15 protein-coding genes and 1 tRNA gene are annotated in these 17,571 nt (G+C 42.4%); 11 read left to right on the forward strand and 5 right to left on the reverse strand.

The features are described 5' to 3' along the window. Nucleotides 1-162: 162 nt before the first annotated feature. From HCZ91_RS02305 to HCZ91_RS02350, 10 genes are all read left to right on the forward strand, one after another. Nucleotides 163-1,212: a porin gene (locus tag HCZ91_RS02305; RefSeq protein WP_179797832.1), complete on the forward strand. Its 1,050-nt coding sequence runs from the start codon at nt 163-165 to the stop codon at nt 1,210-1,212. Between the two features lie 194 nt (nt 1,213-1,406). After that, on the forward strand, nt 1,407-3,041 hold the full coding sequence (locus tag HCZ91_RS02310; RefSeq protein WP_179797834.1) for a CTP synthase: 1,635 nt from the start codon (nt 1,407-1,409) through the stop codon (nt 3,039-3,041). 215 nt (nt 3,042-3,256) lie between these two features. Beyond that, nucleotides 3,257-4,132 carry a 3-deoxy-8-phosphooctulonate synthase gene (gene kdsA / locus HCZ91_RS02315; protein ID WP_102092253.1) on the forward strand — a complete coding sequence of 292 codons (876 nt, stop codon included), beginning with the start codon at nt 3,257-3,259 and terminating at the stop codon, nt 4,130-4,132. Between the two features lie 27 nt (nt 4,133-4,159). Next, nucleotides 4,160-4,423: a heavy-metal-associated domain-containing protein gene (locus HCZ91_RS02320; protein ID WP_179797836.1), complete on the forward strand. Its 264-nt coding sequence runs from the start codon at nt 4,160-4,162 to the stop codon at nt 4,421-4,423. 254 nt (nt 4,424-4,677) lie between these two features. Continuing rightward, entirely contained in the window at nt 4,678-4,902 is a 225-nt protein-coding gene (locus HCZ91_RS02325; protein WP_179797838.1) for a cation transporter, read from the forward strand. Nucleotides 4,903-5,154: 252 nt separating this feature from the next. Further along, the gene (locus HCZ91_RS02330; protein WP_179797840.1) at nt 5,155-7,512 is read left to right on the forward strand and encodes a cation-translocating P-type ATPase; all 2,358 of its coding nucleotides are present in this window, start codon (nt 5,155-5,157) and stop codon (nt 7,510-7,512) included. 326 nt (nt 7,513-7,838) lie between these two features. Then, on the forward strand, nt 7,839-9,155 hold the full coding sequence (gene eno / locus HCZ91_RS02335) for a phosphopyruvate hydratase (protein ID WP_179797842.1): 1,317 nt from the start codon (nt 7,839-7,841) through the stop codon (nt 9,153-9,155). A 166-nt stretch (nt 9,156-9,321) separates the two neighbouring features. Beyond that, nucleotides 9,322-9,630, forward strand: coding sequence for a septum formation initiator family protein (locus HCZ91_RS02340; RefSeq protein ID WP_057761172.1), 309 nt, complete (start codon nt 9,322-9,324; stop codon nt 9,628-9,630). 167 nt (nt 9,631-9,797) lie between these two features. After that, nucleotides 9,798-10,526, forward strand: a complete 729-nt coding sequence (ispD, locus tag HCZ91_RS02345; RefSeq protein WP_257019946.1) for a 2-C-methyl-D-erythritol 4-phosphate cytidylyltransferase — start codon at nt 9,798-9,800, stop codon at nt 10,524-10,526. 415 nt (nt 10,527-10,941) lie between these two features. Next, complete coding sequence (locus tag HCZ91_RS02350) at nt 10,942-11,550, forward strand: BLUF domain-containing protein (protein WP_179797846.1); 609 nt, start codon at nt 10,942-10,944, stop codon at nt 11,548-11,550. 239 nt (nt 11,551-11,789) lie between these two features. Here HCZ91_RS02350 and HCZ91_RS02355 read toward each other — a convergent pair. The 4 genes from HCZ91_RS02355 to pyrC all read right to left on the reverse strand — a co-directional run bounded on the left by HCZ91_RS02355 (nt 11,790) and on the right by pyrC (nt 14,415). After that, nucleotides 11,790-11,865 (reverse strand) — tRNA-Glu (locus HCZ91_RS02355). 52 nt (nt 11,866-11,917) lie between these two features. Beyond that, nucleotides 11,918-12,115, reverse strand: a complete 198-nt coding sequence (locus HCZ91_RS02360; RefSeq protein WP_134292217.1) for a hypothetical protein — start codon at nt 12,113-12,115, stop codon at nt 11,918-11,920. A 279-nt stretch (nt 12,116-12,394) separates the two neighbouring features. Then, nucleotides 12,395-13,054: a ribonuclease T gene (rnt, locus tag HCZ91_RS02365; protein ID WP_179797889.1), complete on the reverse strand. Its 660-nt coding sequence runs from the start codon at nt 13,052-13,054 to the stop codon at nt 12,395-12,397. Nucleotides 13,055-13,344: 290 nt separating this feature from the next. Continuing rightward, a complete protein-coding gene (gene pyrC, locus HCZ91_RS02370) occupies nt 13,345-14,415 on the reverse strand; it encodes a dihydroorotase (protein WP_179797848.1) in 1,071 nt (356 codons plus the stop codon). Nucleotides 14,416-14,750: 335 nt separating this feature from the next. Between pyrC and HCZ91_RS02375 the strand changes: the two genes are divergently transcribed. After that, a complete protein-coding gene (locus HCZ91_RS02375) occupies nt 14,751-15,989 on the forward strand; it encodes an argininosuccinate synthase (protein ID WP_057761167.1) in 1,239 nt (412 codons plus the stop codon). A 145-nt stretch (nt 15,990-16,134) separates the two neighbouring features. On the opposite strand, the gene HCZ91_RS02380 is transcribed toward HCZ91_RS02375, so the two are convergent. Further along, nucleotides 16,135-17,403 carry a hypothetical protein gene (locus tag HCZ91_RS02380; RefSeq protein WP_179797850.1) on the reverse strand — a complete coding sequence of 423 codons (1,269 nt, stop codon included), beginning with the start codon at nt 17,401-17,403 and terminating at the stop codon, nt 16,135-16,137. Nucleotides 17,404-17,571 lie beyond the last annotated feature (168 nt).

Below are 17,571 nucleotides of genomic sequence, written 5' to 3' on the forward strand. Positions count from 1 at the left end.
GGTTTTTTTCATCTTACTGTAATAGAACTTCGCCACACTTGTTTCTGACTAATCTCGGTAGCCAGTTACACATTATATCTTTGAGGATTTGTGACGATACCATTATGGGCGCCAGCTAATAACAGCTTGCTCATTACTACAATTGTAAAGTGGAGATACCCCATGAAAAAACTACTTTTAGCTACAGCAATCGCAGCCCTATCTGTATCAGCAGCCAATGCCGCACCAACCGTTTATGGTAAAGCATTTGTCGGTATGGACTACGTTAATTTAGATGATGAGTCTCGTACTGATGACGATATGGACGCCGTCCAAGTCAACTCATATTCTTCACGTCTTGGTTTCAAGGGTTCTGAAGCAATTACTGCTAATACTGATGTAATCTATCAGTACGAAGTGGGTATCAATATTGATGGTAATGATGGTGATGATAACAATATTGCATTCAAAAGCCGTGATACTTTCTTAGGCTTGAATAATGATAACTATGGTGAAATCCGCGTTGGTCGTAATACATCAGTTGTTGATTACGTAAATAACGTTGTGACTGCTGGTAGTGGTTTTTGGGATAACCTAGGCTCAAATCAGCTTGAAGAAAACGAAAACGGCTATAACATGGTTGATAGCGGTCGCCGTAATAATTCAGTTATCTGGAAAGCGCCTAAATATAACAACCTACCGTTAGATGTTGCACTTATGTATAAAGCTGATGAGTCTTTTGTCTCTGATAGCGGTGATCGTGACAATGGCTTTGCTGCTGCAGCAATGTATGATGCTGGTACTGGTGTTACATTTGGTGTTGCTTATGATAAAGATGTTAACCTTTCTGGCGACTTAATCCGTGGTACGGCTACTGTTGATCTAGGCAAGTATATGGCAGCTCCTGTAGTACTTGGCGCTCTATATCAAGTAGCTGATTTTGATAGTGATGCAGCTAACAGAGGCGATGATAAAGAAAAAGGTCTAGTTGTTAGTGCTAAGATGGGCCTAAATAACTTCGCTAAGCCAGCTGCTGTTTATATTCAATACAATAACACTGACAACTTGCTTGGCTTTGATGACGCTGATTCTGATCAAATCGTAGTTGGTGGTGAATATGCTTATAAGCCTAATATGATTGCTCATGCTTATGTTGGTCAAAACTCAGCTGACCTTGGTGGTGCTGACTACGATCTACTCGCTATCGGCGGCGGTTTAGAATACAAATTCTAAATTAGATTGTTGTAAAGTTATTCATAAAGACTCATCCTTCGGGGTGAGTTTTTTGTTGTGCAGCGTTTTAATAATAGAAAAATGTTTGCTACCAGCACGAAAACATAAGAGTTTCAGACAGTTTGCATTTTTGCCCTATATTTTATGGCGTATTTTTAGTAAAATCCTTCTTTACCAATTACCGACAGAGTACTATGACCAAGTTTATATTCGTGACCGGTGGGGTAGTGTCCTCACTAGGAAAAGGTATCACCGCAGCTTCTCTTGCAGCGGTCTTAGAAGCACGTGGCGTGACTGTCACGATGACCAAAATGGATCCGTATATTAACGTTGATCCAGGTACGATGAGCCCGTTTCAGCATGGTGAAGTATTCGTCACTGAAGATGGCGCAGAGACCGATTTAGATCTGGGTTATTACGAGCGCTTCTTGCGTCACTCAAAAATGAGTAAGAGTAATAACTTTACCAGTGGCCGTATTTATCAGAATGTGTTGAATAAAGAACGCCGTGGTGAATATCTAGGTGGTACTGTACAGGTTATTCCGCATATTACTGATGAAATTAAAAACAAAATCCTTGCCAGTGGCGAAGGGTATGACATCGCTATTATCGAAATTGGCGGTACCGTTGGTGATATCGAATCACTTCCATTTATGGAAGCCGTACGTCAGATGCAAGTAGAGCTTGGCCGTAATAGAGCCATGCTAATGCATCTTACTTTAGTACCTTATATTGCTAGTGCGGGTGAGACCAAAACCAAGCCAACGCAGCATTCGGTAAAAGAGCTACGTTCTATCGGCCTACAGCCTGATATCCTGATCTGCCGCTCTGATCATCATATCTCACAAGACAACCGTCGCAAGATCGCACTATTTACCAACGTTGAAGAGCGTGCGGTCATTATGTGTGAAGATGCACAAAGTATCTATCAGATACCGCGTACATTACACGAGCAAGATCTTGATGATCTAATTTGTGAGCGTTTCGGTCTTGATGTGCCTGAAGCTGATTTGAGCGATTGGGACAAAGTGGTTGAAGCACAGTTGAATCCAGAAGGAACAGTTACTGTTGCGATGGTTGGCAAATACGTCGAGCTTCCAGACGCTTATAAGTCTATTAACGAAGCATTGCTTCACGCAGGTATCACTCATAAAGTAGACGTCAAGATTGATTATATCGATGCGGAGCGTCTAGAGAGTGATGATAGCTTATTGGCACAGTTAAACAATGCCAATGCGGTATTAGTGCCAGGTGGTTTCGGTGAGCGCGGTACGATGGGTAAGATAAAAGCCATCACTTATGCTCGTGAAAACAACGTTCCGTATTTGGGCATTTGTCTTGGTATGCAGTTGGCTGTGATTGAGTATGCACGTAACGTACTTAATATTAACGCCAACTCTTCTGAGTTTGATCGTAAGACAGCTGAGCCTATCATTGGTCTGATCACTGAGTGGTTAGATGAGCGCGGCGAGCTACAGATTCGTAGTGATGATTCAGACTTGGGTGGCACGATGCGTCTAGGCGCACAGCAAGCAGAGCTGGTTTCTGGCAGTAAGCTAAGCCAAATTTACGGTGCGAGTAATATCACTGAGCGTCATCGCCATCGCTATGAGATGAATAACCGTTATATCGAGCCGCTAGAGCAAGCAGGTATGACCATATCTGGTTATTCTGCCAAGCAGCATTTGGTAGAATCGGTTGAGATTTCTGAGCACCCATGGTTTGTTGCTGTACAGTTCCATCCTGAGTTCACTAGCTCACCACGTGGTGGTCATCCATTGTTTAATAGCTTTGTAAAAGCCGCGAAGAACCATAGCGAAGCAAAATAGCTCTCAAAATGTAATCTATATTGAAAGCGTTTATTATAAAAAAGACTGATCTTCGGATTGGTCTTTTTTTTGCTTAATCCAAGCTGCTGGACATTATTAAACAGTCAATATCCTCATTAATAATCTCTAATTACGCTTGTATACTTTTTTTAATCAGCCTATCGGTTACAATATGGGATAGAGATATTAATAACAAAATAAGAGGTAGTGGCTTCATGGAAAATTTATTGACCGCACAATCACATATCACGCTCAACACTCCTAACAACGATACGATTAACATTGGTAACGACCAGCCGTTTGTATTGTTCGGTGGTATGAATGTTTTAGAGTCTAAAGAATTGGCATTTGAGATCGCTGAACAGTATGTTGATATTTGCAAGCGCTTGGGTATCGGCTATGTTTTTAAAGCGAGCTTTGATAAAGCCAATCGTTCAAGTCTGCATTCGTATCGTGGTCCTGGTTTAGAGCAGGGTATCGATTGGTTAGGTCAGATCAAAGAAAAATTCCAAGTACCGATTATCACTGATGTGCATGAGCCACATCAAGCAGCACCAGTTGCTGAAGTGGCTGATATTATTCAGCTACCTGCATTTTTGTCACGTCAGACAGACCTAGTGCATGCGATGGCAAAAACAGATGCCATTATTAATATCAAAAAGGCGCAGTTTTTGGCCCCTCATGAGATGCGTCATATCGTCAATAAGTGCCTAGAGGGTGGTAATGATAAATTGATACTTTGTGAGCGTGGTAGTGCTTTTGGCTATAATAATCTGGTCGTGGATATGCTTGGTTTTGATACCATGAAGCAGATGGATATCCCCGTATTCTTTGACGTGACGCATAGCTTACAACAACCAGGTGCACGTAGTGATAGTGCTGGTGGACGTCGTGAGCAGATTACAACGCTTGCCCGTGCAGGTATGGCCACAGGGTTGGCAGGTTTATTTTTAGAAGCGCATCCAAACCCAGAAACTGCAAAATGTGATGGTCCATGTGCGTTGCGTATGAGTCAACTAGAGCCGTTCTTACGTCAGCTTAAGCAAATTGATGATTTGGTCAAAGGTTTTGAAGTATTGGATACTCATTGATACGGTACGTGATAAGAGGGCTATACAATGGCAATTCAGATGGCGCAAGTAAGCATAGAAAATATCGATGATGTAGAAGGCTTAAATAGCATAATGACTGTGCTTAAGAACATCTCAGGCGTGACGGCTATTAATTTGGATCCTAAGCATAATGTTGCAACGGTAAGCTATGATGATACAGATACTAGTATCCATGCCTTAACGGCAGCGATTAGTATGGTGGACTATGTGACTCAGCCATTTCCGATTGATTCACCACAGAACCCGAACCCGCACCATAACGATTTATAATTAAAAATAGCTATTGCTATAAATTTGTTGATGCGCTCTTTTACATTTTTATTAATAAGTTACTGTCTCGTTAATAGCATCTCGTTAATAAAGCAACAACCAAACAGTCTTGTTGTCGAGGATAATAGGGCTTATGCTTATTTAATGTAGCTTTGATAGTTGCTCTTACTTTGATAACTTAAAAGGTGTCAAAGTAAGTATTAACAGAATCACTATTAGAGTTGCTCATTACTAATAAAAATAAGGAGCCCAATATGGCAGATCAAACACGTATTATTAAAATTGACGGTATGACTTGTGGCGGATGCGTAGCAAGCGTACATACGGCAACAGCCGATATTGATGGATTAGAGACTATTACTGTTGACCTTGCCGATAACCTAGCGACGATAACCTTTGATGATAGCAAAACCAGTGCAGAGGCTATTGCTTCAGTTATTGAAGATGCGGGATTTGAGGCGACAGTTGCTAACTCATAAATCTCATCACTTATTTACAGAACCAGCTAACATGTTATTACAAGCATGATAGCTGGTTTTTTAATGATTAACGATTATGAGTATTCAGCCTCAATATTTTGCTACATTGCTACATTGCTACATTGCTACTTTGTCTAAAATACTCATACTGAATACAATATAACCCAATTGCTTTATTTGAATTGTTTGCCCACCCACTGATATTTTATCGTGGTTCCTACAAATTTATAGGCACCATGACGAGTTTTATTTATGAACGATACCACCCGTACTACCAAAGATGAGTCTTATGATGTCGAAACTGATGTTGAGTCCAACACGCCACTGACACCGCAACGCGCGCATTTGCAATTGGCGATTGATGGCATGACTTGTCAGGCCTGCGCCTCGAGAATCGAGAAAGTACTTAACAAAAAGCCTTCGGTGTACGAGGTAAGTGTAAGTTTTGCTGGCGAGACTGCCAATGTCGATTATGATCCGACCCAAACGACGCCCGAACAGGTGACGGAGTGGGTGAATAAAACAGGCTTTGTCGCTAATGTGCAGGCAGCCGATAGCTTATTTGCTCAGACTGACGAAGATACCGCCACTCAATACCCATGGCGTTTGATCGGATTATGGGTTTGTTTGGTGCCATTTTTAGTGGGTATGGCAGGTATGTTGACGGGTTTTGGCATGGCGTGGATGCCGCCAGTCTGGGTTCAATTTATTTTAGCGACTGTAGTACAGTTTGGTTTAGCGTTACCATTTTATAAGAGCGCATGGGCATCTATAAAGGGCGGCCTTGCCAATATGGATGTGTTGGTGGTCATTGGTACAGTGACGATATGGGCGTATTCGACTTATCTTTGGCTCACGCATGGCGATGGTACTTTAAACAGTCTATTGCAAAGTGGGCATTTGGGCGAACACGGTGCGAGTAATAGCCCAGCCGTATATTTTGAAGCAGGGGTGATGGTCATTGCCTTTGTACGTACAGGTAAATATCTTGAGGAACGTACCAAGAAGCACAGCCTAAACAGTATTGATTTATTATTGTCATTGACACCTGATGAAGTAGAGCAGCAGCAGCCAAATGGTGAATTTCATAATATTGCGTTATCTGATGTACAAGTAGGTGACGTCCTACGTGCGAAGCAAGGAAGCCGCGTCGCTACAGATGGTACCGTCATAGAAGGCAGCGGTTGGTGCGTGGAGAGTCATTTAACTGGTGAGTCGGTAGCCCTCAAAAAAGAGCAAGGCGATGGGTTGCTGGCAGGCGCTTTGGTAGAGAATGGCAGTCTGCTATACCGTGTCAGTGCGAAGGGCGGTGATACTAAGCTGGGTGATATGGTGCAAGCATTGAGTGATGCACAAGGTTCAAAAGCCAATCTAGCGCGTCTCGCGGATCGAGTAACGGCTATTTTTGTCCCTGTAGTGGTAACGATTGCGTTGGTTACCTTTGGAGTCACATGGTGGCTGACAGGTATGGTTGATACTGCACTAATGCACGCAGTATCGGTGTTGGTTATTGCTTGTCCTTGTGCGCTTGGTTTGGCCACGCCAGCGGCGATCATGGCTGGTATGGGCGTTGCCGCGCGTCATGGTGTGTGGTTCAAGGATGCACAAAGTCTTGAGGCAGCAGGTAATATAGATACGGTAGTACTCGATAAAACAGGTACATTGACCATTGGCAAGCCTACTATCGTCGATCATGTCATGGTGGATAAATCGCTTGCTGTGGACGATGTATTGCAGATTGCGGCCAGTGTCGAGGCGCATGGCAGTCATCCATTAGCAACTGCTCTGGTAAACACAGCTAAAGAACGTCAACTGTCTCTATTTAATGTGACTGACATCAGTGTGACAAAAGGCGCTGGTATACAAGCAAATATCGAAGGGCTTGGATTAGTAAAAGTGGGTACGGCAGAGTTTGCGAACTTGACGTTGCCAAGATTCATGCCAAAAGTATGGCAAATTGCCAGTACCGTTGCGATTAGTATCAATGATGAGCCATTAGGTGCGTTTGCCCTAGCTGATGACTTAAAGGCAGATACGCCGCAAGCAATCACTGCGCTACAAGATGTGGGTATCAATGTCATTTTGATGAGTGGTGATAAGCAGTCCGTCGTCGATCATGTAGCAGGGCAGTTGGGCATTGATAAGGCTTATGGCAAAATGAGCCCGCGTGACAAGGCCAGTCAAATTGCACTATTGCAAACTGCTGGTCATAAGGTAGCGATGGCAGGAGACGGCGTCAACGATGCGCCAGCGATGGCTACTGCCGATGCCAGTTTTGCGATGTTTGAGGGGACTGATGTCGCTCAGCATAGTGCCTCTGCACGTCTAATGGGTGAGTCGCTCATGCATATCGATGCGGCACAAAAAATCGCTCAAGCAACGCTACGCAATATTAAACAAAATCTATTTTTTGCCTTCATTTATAACTGTCTTGGTATTCCGCTTGCGGCATTTGGGTTTTTAAATCCGATGATTGCAGCCGCTGCTATGGCGCTTAGCTCCATCTCAGTACTCATGAATGCACTACGATTGACACGGTTTAAGACAGAGGTTGAGCTAGATAATACGGTATCAACCTCTCATACGGATAATAAGCGCATAGCGAAATAGTAGCTATCATATTTGCTTAGGTATTCTACAAATATAAAAGAGGCGACCATCGCATATATGTATCTATAAGATTGTTTTTATGACGGCAAGTCGGTGTAAGATAAGAGAAGTTTGGTAAAATATATGCTATGATGCCAAGCACTATAGCCGACTATTAATCTGCTTTATATCCCTCTAATTGCTAAGTAACGATAGCCAAAAAATAGAAAGGTATAAAGGGTTTTTAGGACTACGCGCTATATGATATTTTGCTTTATCTTTTTTGTATGCTAGCTGCCGTTATTTATCTCACAAACTTGGCATGACCAAAGGAATTAACAGACATTATGTACGCTGAAGAAACCAACAACGTCACCGCAATTAAAGACATTCGCGCTCGTGAAATTTTAGACTCGCGCGGCAACCCAACTATCGAAGCTGATGTTATCTTAGCTGACGGTACTGTCGGCCGTGCTGCTGCTCCAAGTGGCGCATCAACAGGCTCACGTGAAGCGCTTGAGCTACGTGATGGCGACAAGACCCGCTTTATGGGTAAAGGCGTCAAAAAAGCCGTTTCTAATGTCAACAGTCAAATCCGCAGTGCCTTGATTGACAAAGATGTGACTGAGCAACAGGCGATTGATGATGCCATGATTGTGCTAGATGGTACAGAAAACAAAGAAAGCTTGGGTGCTAATGCTATGCTAGCTGTGTCACTTGCTACGGCCAAAGCGGCAGCCAAATCACAGAATCTGCCATTACATCAATACATCGCTAATCTACGCAATCAAACGTCGTTGACCATGCCTGTACCGATGATGAACATCTTGAACGGTGGCGAGCACGCGGACAACACGGTTGATATCCAAGAGTTTATGATTGAGCCTGTAGGCTTCACAAGCTTCTCAGAAGCACTACGTGCTGGTGCAGAGATTTTCCATAGCTTAAAGTCTGTGTTGAAATCACAAGGTCTCAACACTGCCGTTGGTGACGAAGGTGGTTTTGCACCAAACCTACGTAGCAACGAAGAAGCCATTACGGTTATCATGCAAGCGATAGAACAAGTCGGCTACAAAGCTGGCGAAGATATCCACCTTGCGCTAGATTGTGCAGCTAGTGAGTTTTACAAAAACGGTCAATACGTTTTGGCAGGCGAAGGTAACAAGGCCTTTGATAGCCAAGGGTTCTCAGACTATCTAGTTGGGCTGGCACGTCAGTATCCTATTATCTCTATCGAAGATGGTCTTGATGAGTCGGATTGGGATGGCTGGAAATATCTGACCGAGCAGATTGGCGATAAAGTCCAATTGGTTGGTGATGATTTGTTTGTAACCAATCCTGCAATCTTGCAAGAAGGTATTGATAAGCATATTGCCAATGCTATTTTGATTAAATTTAACCAAATTGGTACCTTGTCAGAAACGCTAGATGCGATTTATATGGCTAAGAAAAATGGCTATGCAACTATCATTTCACATCGTTCAGGTGAAACTGAAGACAGCACCATTGCAGATTTGGCAGTTGGTACTGCTGCAGGCCAAATTAAAACTGGCTCACTATGCCGTTCAGACCGCGTAGCGAAGTACAACCAATTGCTACGTATTGAGCAGCAAGTACGCGCAAGCTATCGTGGCCGTGAAGAATTTATCGGTCTACGTGGCTAAGAGTCTGAAAGGCCCTTTGGCGTGCAATATATGTTAAGTAATGTACGCTAAAAAGCCTAAACTCATCAGCTGAAGTCAATATTTGGGCGATATATAATCATTTGTATATCGCCTAATCAGCTTAAATTTTACTATCCTCTTTTATACCGTTTGGCGTTATCACCTTATGAAATATTTTAGCCAATTTATACTACTTGCTTTAGCCGTTGCAGTGCTTTTAGGATTGCAATATCAGTATTGGTTGGGTGAAAATGGCCGTTTTGAACACAATAAGTTGACAGCTCAAATCGAAGAGCAACAACGTTTGAATGACAATCAAGTTGCAGCAAACAACTTACTACGCACCGATGTTCAAGATTTAAAAACGGGACTTGAGGCTGTAGAAGAGCATGCTCGCTTAGATTTGGGTTTAATCAAACCCAATGAGACTTTTGTCCAAGTATCCACCGCACCAACCACGCACAGCAACTATTAGCTTTATAAATACACTAGCTTTCACGAATACACTATTTTTCACGACATGAATTAATTTTCATGATGCAGCATCATAATGTTGTTATCTGACATCATTCATCATACTTAACACCTGCTTTATTCCTCTTTACATATACTGTCATGGGCTCAAACCATGAGTACACCACTATGAATACAACCCCTAATATACATGCCATGATCGTCGCAGCTGGTCGCGGTAGCCGTTTTGGTGCGTCTATTGCCAAGCAATATACAATGCTAGAAGGTCAGACGCTGTTGCAGCATAGCGTGGCACGACTTGCTTGTAGTGATTACATCGATAGGTGTCTATTGGTCATATCAGCCGATGACAGCACGGCTCAACAATTAGAGTTTGCACTTCCTGTACGCTATGCAGTCGGCGGAGCAGAGCGTTGGCAGTCAGTACAGGCAGGTGTTGAAGCGATTAGTCAGACAGGTGCTGATGATTCGGATTTGGTGCTTATACATGATGCAGCACGTCCCGCTGTACCGAATGTAGATATCGATCAAGTGATTGAAGCAGCGATGTTGGAGCCTTACGGCGCTATTCTAGCGACACCAGTGGCCGATACGTTAAAAGCTTCCTATCAGCAAGCTACCTCCGTAGAAGAGAGTCGTCCACATTCTTATACCAAATCTACCATTGATCGTAGCAACATGTGGCAAGCACAAACCCCGCAAGTATTCCGCTTAGGTCAATTAAAAAAAGTCTTAAAACATGTGTTTGAACATCAGCTAAGCATCACAGATGAAGCCAGTGCTTTTGAACAACTAGATTTACCAATACGCTTAGTCTCTGGTAGTCGCCAGAATATAAAACTGACCTATCCTGATGATGCGGTACTGTTAACAGCGATTATGGGGCTTCAGTCTTAGCCTCAATCCTACTTCTGTTAACGAGCATCAGTTTTACTCCTTTTATGCTTAATAATGGTCATGATAAGTATTATGGCTTCAGTAGCCACTATATCCTCGTTATACTTTTCTGTACTATTCTAAAAAATTAACTATTACTAAAGCCTATACCAAGAATATATATAATCTACTTTGAAATATAATATGGTTATTACATATGTTTTTTGTGTCTGAGCGGGCCTATGTCCAGTAATAGGTTGCTTTAATGACCAAACTAACCTATGATGTAACTAACTTAATACAATTAATATAAAAACTTATAAAATCAATAATATATTAGACCGATTAATTACGCTTAGTTATGTTGTCTCTATATTTTTTCTGAAGTTAGTATGATTGTTTTAGCGACATTTACCTGATAATAGGGAGAAGCTGATTGTCAACAATCAACGATTCAACAAATCCAGTAACGACAGATCTCTGCCAGCTTGTATATATAAGCCGGATTACCTCTACTGGTCTTTCAAGTCCTAGCACGCTTAATGATATCTCAGAGACCGCGGTTGAACGCAATAAAATAGATAATGTCACGGGTATTCTTTGCTATGGCAATGGCTACTTTTTACAGTGTGTCGAAGGATCAGAGCAGGCACTAACCAATCTAAAAAATCGTTTGTTGGTAGATGATCGACATAAAGAATTAAAGATTTTAGATTTTTCTGAAATTACCAAACGCCGTTTTGCCGGTTGGTCATTACGTTCGATTACCCTTGAGCGTTGGATGACTAAAGAGCCTGAGCTTAAAAAGTTAATGCCATTTAAGCCGTATGAATGGGATTCTAATGAGTGGCAGAAGTTCTTAGACATATTGCAAGGCTACTATGAAGAGCAAACGAGAACAGGTAACGTTGATACGCCTCCTGTCAAATACAGCACGCTAGGGGTGACTCTAAGTAAAGTTGTAGGGCAGCATCAGGCGTTCTTTTTAATCCAGACGATATTGGGATTGATGATAGTGGCTACGTTGCTATGGTTACTCTTGTAATCGATAGATATGAATAAATTTCCCATTGAGCCAAGCTATATTTATAATTAATAAGACAACCAAATAAAAAAGCCAGCATTCAATTGATGCTGGCTTTTTTATTTAAAGGAATAAGTTGGCTTTTAATGACAGACATAAAAAAACCCAGTTCATAATAAATCATGAACTGGGTTTTTGGTGGTACGCTTGTTAGTCTAATCTAATGCTAAGCAATAGTGCTAACAAGTGACGCCAAATAGTGGCGTCCCCAGGGGGATTCGAACCCCCGTTACCGCCGTGAAAGGGCGGTGTCCTAGGCCTCTAGACGATGGGGACTAGTAACAACACTTCAACTGCTTTCACCATTTATGCTGAAGTGGTGCGTATTTTAATAGCGACGGCGCTTCCTGTCAAGCCTTTTTCTACGTCTTTTTAAAATTAAATATCTTTTTTTAATTGCGCGACGAGGATGTAGGTCATTTCGCTTTAAATGATAGCGAATCCATAAAGAAGTACAGGCACTAATCGTCAATGCAAGCAGCATATAACCGAGAATGGTGCCCCATAACTTGAGCTGTGGATCCATAATAAAGTCCCTCCTATTAATCTTGATAGTGCTTGCTATCAAGACAGTGTGAGCAACTTAAACCATCTATAGGATATAACTACATCGCTTAAGAGTGATATTTTATCATCAGACCGTTATTCATATCGAATAAAACAACCTTTCTGTAATCAATAAATAGTTCCGTCTATTTATTATGATATCAATCATATCCCTATTGATTGCCAAATCAAGATGTTAAAGTCATCAAGTATTACAAATAACACTATTATGTATGATTGGCAATATAGGATATGTGACTTATTGACTGTCGCTATCAGTTGACTCTTCTTTCGCGTCTTCATTATGCAGCGCATTGGCCAACATAGGGTAGTTATTCAGTATATGACAGAATAGCTCAGCAGTCTTTTGAGTGTCATACAAGGCTGAGTGAGCATTCTTACCATCAAACTCTAACCCTGCTGCTTTACAAGCGCGTGCTAGGACAGTTTGACCAAAGGCTAATGCTGATAAGGTTACGGTATCGAATACTGAAAAGTTATGAAATGGATTGTGGTTTTTGCTATTGGTTCGTAGCACAGCTGCATTTAAAAAAGCCAAGTCAAAATGGGCATTGTGTCCAATTAAGACACATTGACGGCATTCTTCGTCACGGCGTACGTCTTTTAACCCTTTAAAGATGCGGCGCAATGCTGTCTTTTCATCTTCTGCAATGGCTTTACGCATTGGGTTTTTAGGATCAATACCCGTAAAGGCAAGCGCACTTGGTTCTAAGTTTGCGCCTTCAAAAGGCTCGATATGAGCATTAAAAGCTTCACCTGGATAAAATACACCTTGCTCATTAAGTAAGACGGGAATACATGCAATTTCTAACAGGGCATCTGTCTGGGCATTGAAACCTGCTGTTTCCACGTCGACGACGACAGGCAAGAACTTACGAAAGCGGTCTTTTAAGGCCATAGGCGCTTGCTCATCTGTCGCTGAAGCTGCATCTTCAGCGGAAGTGCTTAGAGTAGCATCAAGACTGGCAGATTTAGGGTTTGATAGGTCTTTGTCAGGCAAGGTCGCTATGTTTTGATTGGTCATATAAAGTTAAATCACTTTTATCAGTCGTACTAATATATTGAATAAGAAATAAGCATCCTATGATACTAACTGAACCTTTAGTACAAAGAAATTTACTACAAAGGTATCATTAGTATCATAGGATAAAATAATAGGTCATTTTTGAATACTAAGCTTTGTGAGCATTAAGCCTTAATCGACCAAGGTAGCGTCTCACCTGCCATCAAGGGCGTCAATGATGCACCATCAAAATAAGGATAGTCGGTCGGTACTTGCATAGGCGTGTTAACAAGCGTGATAGTACTTTCATTCAGAGGTAAACCGTAGAACTGGGCACCAAAACGACTAGCAAAGCCCTCTAACTTATCTATTTTTCCAACACTATCAAAAGCAGTCGCATATAACGGCAGCGCCGTGGCTGCACTATAGCAACCGGCACAGCCACAAGCGGCTTCTTTTTTGTCTGTCGCATGTGGCGCAGAGTCAGTACCTAAGAAGAACTTTGGATTACCACTAGTGGCCACATCTAATAGCACTTTTTGGTGGCTTTCACGCTTCAAAATAGGTAGGCAATAAAAATGTGGTTTGATGCCACCAACCAATAAATGATTGCGGTTAAACATCAAATGCTGCGGCGTAATAGTGGCAGCAACATGGTTACCTTGTGACAATACAAAATCTGCCGCATCGCTGGTAGTGATGTGCTCTACTACTATTTTCAACGTAGGGAATTTCACGATAATTTGTGCCAGCACTTCATCTAAGAAACGCTTTTCGCGATCAAATATATCTATATGGTCTTGTGTCACTTCGCCATGTATCAGTAGTGGCAAGTTGTACTTTTCTAATGCTTCAAAGACATCGACGCAGGCATTGATATTGGTGACGCCATCTGCGGAGTTGGTAGTCGCTCCAGCAGGGTAGAGTTTGACAGCTTGTACGATACCTGACTGCGCTGCCAACTCGATATCTTGGGCAGTGGTATTATCCGTTAAATATAGAGTCATACGCGGATCGAAAGCTGACTTGCGCTCAAGACTTAAGTTACTTGCTGCTAATTGCTCCATGATACGTGCGCGGTAGGCAATAGCCTCTTGTGCATTTTTGACTGGAGGCACCAGGTTAGGCATACAGATGACACGGTTAAAACTGCTTGCTGCATGAGGTACGGTCGTGCTCAAAGCGAGATCCTCACGCAAATGAATGTGCCAGTCATCTGGCTGAAGGATGGTCAATTCTCTAATCGAATCAGTCATAGTGTCAAAGCGCTCTATATCGTCAAATAAAGGAAACAAAAGGGAGTGATACTGTGGGTCTATCATAACAGATTTGCCCACTTGACTAAATATAAGGCTAGATATCTGTACATAATTCATCGAGCTAAGATTAATATCTTATCTTTAAACGATGTTTAAATCCTAGTGGCAAAAATGAGGTTGACTAGAATTTAAGTCAAAAGCGCACGCCTTATGGCAGTTAGACTTTTGCCCATAGTAAATATGATGTACACTGAGCAGGTAATTATCGTTCGACTTGCTTTCGATTTGATCGTCGCCTTTTCTAAAACTATATTTCATAATGGGAGTTCTTCATGGCTCAACTTGATCCAAAAAATATCAATAAAATCGTCTTGGCTTATTCAGGTGGTCTTGATACCTCAATCATCGCTAAATGGCTACAAGAAACTTATGATGCGGAAGTAATCACCTTTACCGCTGATATCGGTCAAGGCGAAGAAGTTGAGCCAGCACGAGCCAAAGCTCAAGCAATGGGTATCAAGCATATCCATATCGAAGATTTGCGCGAAGAGTTCGCTCGTGATTATGTATTCCCTATGTTCCGTGCTAACGCCATTTACGAAGGTGAGTACTTGCTAGGTACGTCTATTGCTCGTCCATTGATTGCCAAGCGTTTGGTTGAGATTGCTAAAGAGCATAACGCCGATGCTATCAGTCATGGTGCGACTGGTAAAGGCAATGACCAAGTTCGTTTTGAGCTAGGTGCAGTCGCCTTATCACCAGACGTAGTAACTATTGCTCCTTGGCGCGAGTGGGATCTATCAAGCCGCGAAAGCTTGATGAAGTATGCTGAAGAGCATGATATCGCAATCGATTATGCGGGCAATAAGAAAAAGTCTCCTTACTCAATGGATGCTAACTTACTGCATATCTCTTATGAAGGCGGTGTTCTAGAAGAACCGTATACCGAAGCAGAAGATGACATGTGGCGCTGGTCTGTCAGCCCAGAAGAAGCACCTGATGAAGCACAGTATCTAGAACTAGAATACGAAAAAGGCGACATCGTTGCTATCGATGGCGAAGCGCTTAAGCCTTATGAAGTCATGATTAAGCTGAACGAAATCGGTGGCAAACACGGTATCGGCCGTTTAGATATCGTTGAAAACCGTTACGTAGGCATGAAGTCACGTGGTTGCTATGAGACGCCAGCGGGTACTATTATGTTAAAAGCGCATCGAGGTATTGAGTCGTTAACGCTTGATCGTGAAGCTGCCCATCTAAAAGATGAGCTAATGCCACGCTATGCAAAAATCATCTACAATGGCTATTGGTTCAGCCCTGAACGTATGATGCTACAAGCATTGATTGACAAATCACAAGAATACGTCAACGGTACGGTACGCGTAAAACTCTATAAAGGTAGCGTGAGCGTCGTCGGCCGTAAATCTGACGATTCATTATTTGATGAAAAAATCGCCACTTTCGAAGATGATGCGGGCGCTTATGATCAAAAAGACGCAGAAGGCTTTATCCGTCTAAATGGCCTACGTTTAGCTATCGAAGCTAGCCGTGGTCGCGATTTATCTAAGTAAGTTTTTGGGCTGCTTATAGTCAATTCGTAACTTAGATCGCACAACAAAAAAGAGACTCTATGTTGATAGGGTCTCTTTTTTTATGGCTAGTAAATGGTTGCTAAAACGGTTGCTTTGAGGGTAGCTATTTCAAAAGTAAAACGCTTTACTCAGATTTTTCTGTATTTGCAGCGTCAGGTTCGTCTTCATCTACCATTACAATGGCCACATCTTGCTGTTGACGCTCATCAATAGCATCTTGTTCTAACACTTCTTCAGTTGCCAGGATCGCACCGTCAGATTTTTGCGATTGGTATTTCAAGGTAGCGAGTGCACCAAGGACACCAACGACAAGTATGATGATAAGAATGACAGGATTTTTCCATAGTGGTGTGGAAGCCTCATATTCGATAGGCTTTTCACTAGTGGTGGTTGGCGTATTGTCGTTATTGCCGCCGATTAGTCCCAAACTTACTAAAGGCGGTTTAGGTGGATTGGCTGGTTCAGAGTTAACGCGTAGTCGATTTCGACTGAGATAGATATCTGATATTTTGGCTAATTGTAGCAGCCAGCGTTGATGTGGTAAGGCAACGGCATGCATCTCGGTAAATACTAGCATATCGTTGTGACGACCTTGCTGTAGATTGTCAGGTGAGCGTCCAATGGCTTTTAGGTAATTGCCTGTCGCCATTTGCATGTCTTGCACAGGTTCATAGTTTTCGGGTTTGAATCCAGACAGTTCATACCAGTAAGGATCAAAAGAAGGTGGAGTGCTTGATAACTGCTCAGCATTTAATAAAGTACGTTCCGCATTACTCTCTGAGTTATTCTCTATCGCTTCAACAGCTTTAGTAGTTGATTCGGGCAGGTCACTATTGCTTTCTGTCTCAGCAGATGAGGTATGCGTATGCTCTGGGCTAAATCGGGCCGTTGATAAAAACTGTGGTTGTAGTGCAAACCATTTATTGATCTCATCACTGTCTAGTTGACTGTATTCTGTCAGGATAGCCAATTCACGCAGTACAATCACGCATAAAGAGGTGAGTAGAGTTTGAGCCTGCTGCGTCGTTGCATCAATCTTCTCAGCGATATGTTCGCTTGCCTTTATGACACGGGCATTATCGCTAAATACAGCATCTGCTGCATCGTGACGATGGTAGAGTGTGGCGCTAATGGTGGCAAAGTTCATTGAGTTATACTGTCGTAACTCTTTGACAGCACCACGACCAAACAGCTTTTTGCTGACTGCTTGTCCCTGATGACGCTGCTGATAGGCGAGCAATGCACTTACGATGGCTTGTAGACTGGCATCCATCCCTAAGCGAGCTTGCGGTAGAGAGAGCTGTGCCGCATCGGCCAAAAGTGACAGCATAGGCTGGGTATCATGATATAAAAAATCATACATCGACACACGTGTCGGTGAAATAGTCGTCATAATCTGCTAGCATCAAAAAGTGTGCCCCTATATTACGGTGCCAAATGTCTTGATACAATCCCTTGATAATAGAAATTTTCAATCATTTTACTAGGGCGTGTTGAACATTCATAATTTGAGCCAGATATAAGCACAAGCAAGAGCGACCGTATTTTCATAACTCTGCTT

It is taken from the genome of Psychrobacter sp. BI730 (assembly GCF_013414195.1).
Lineage (GTDB): Bacteria > Pseudomonadota > Gammaproteobacteria > Pseudomonadales > Moraxellaceae > Psychrobacter.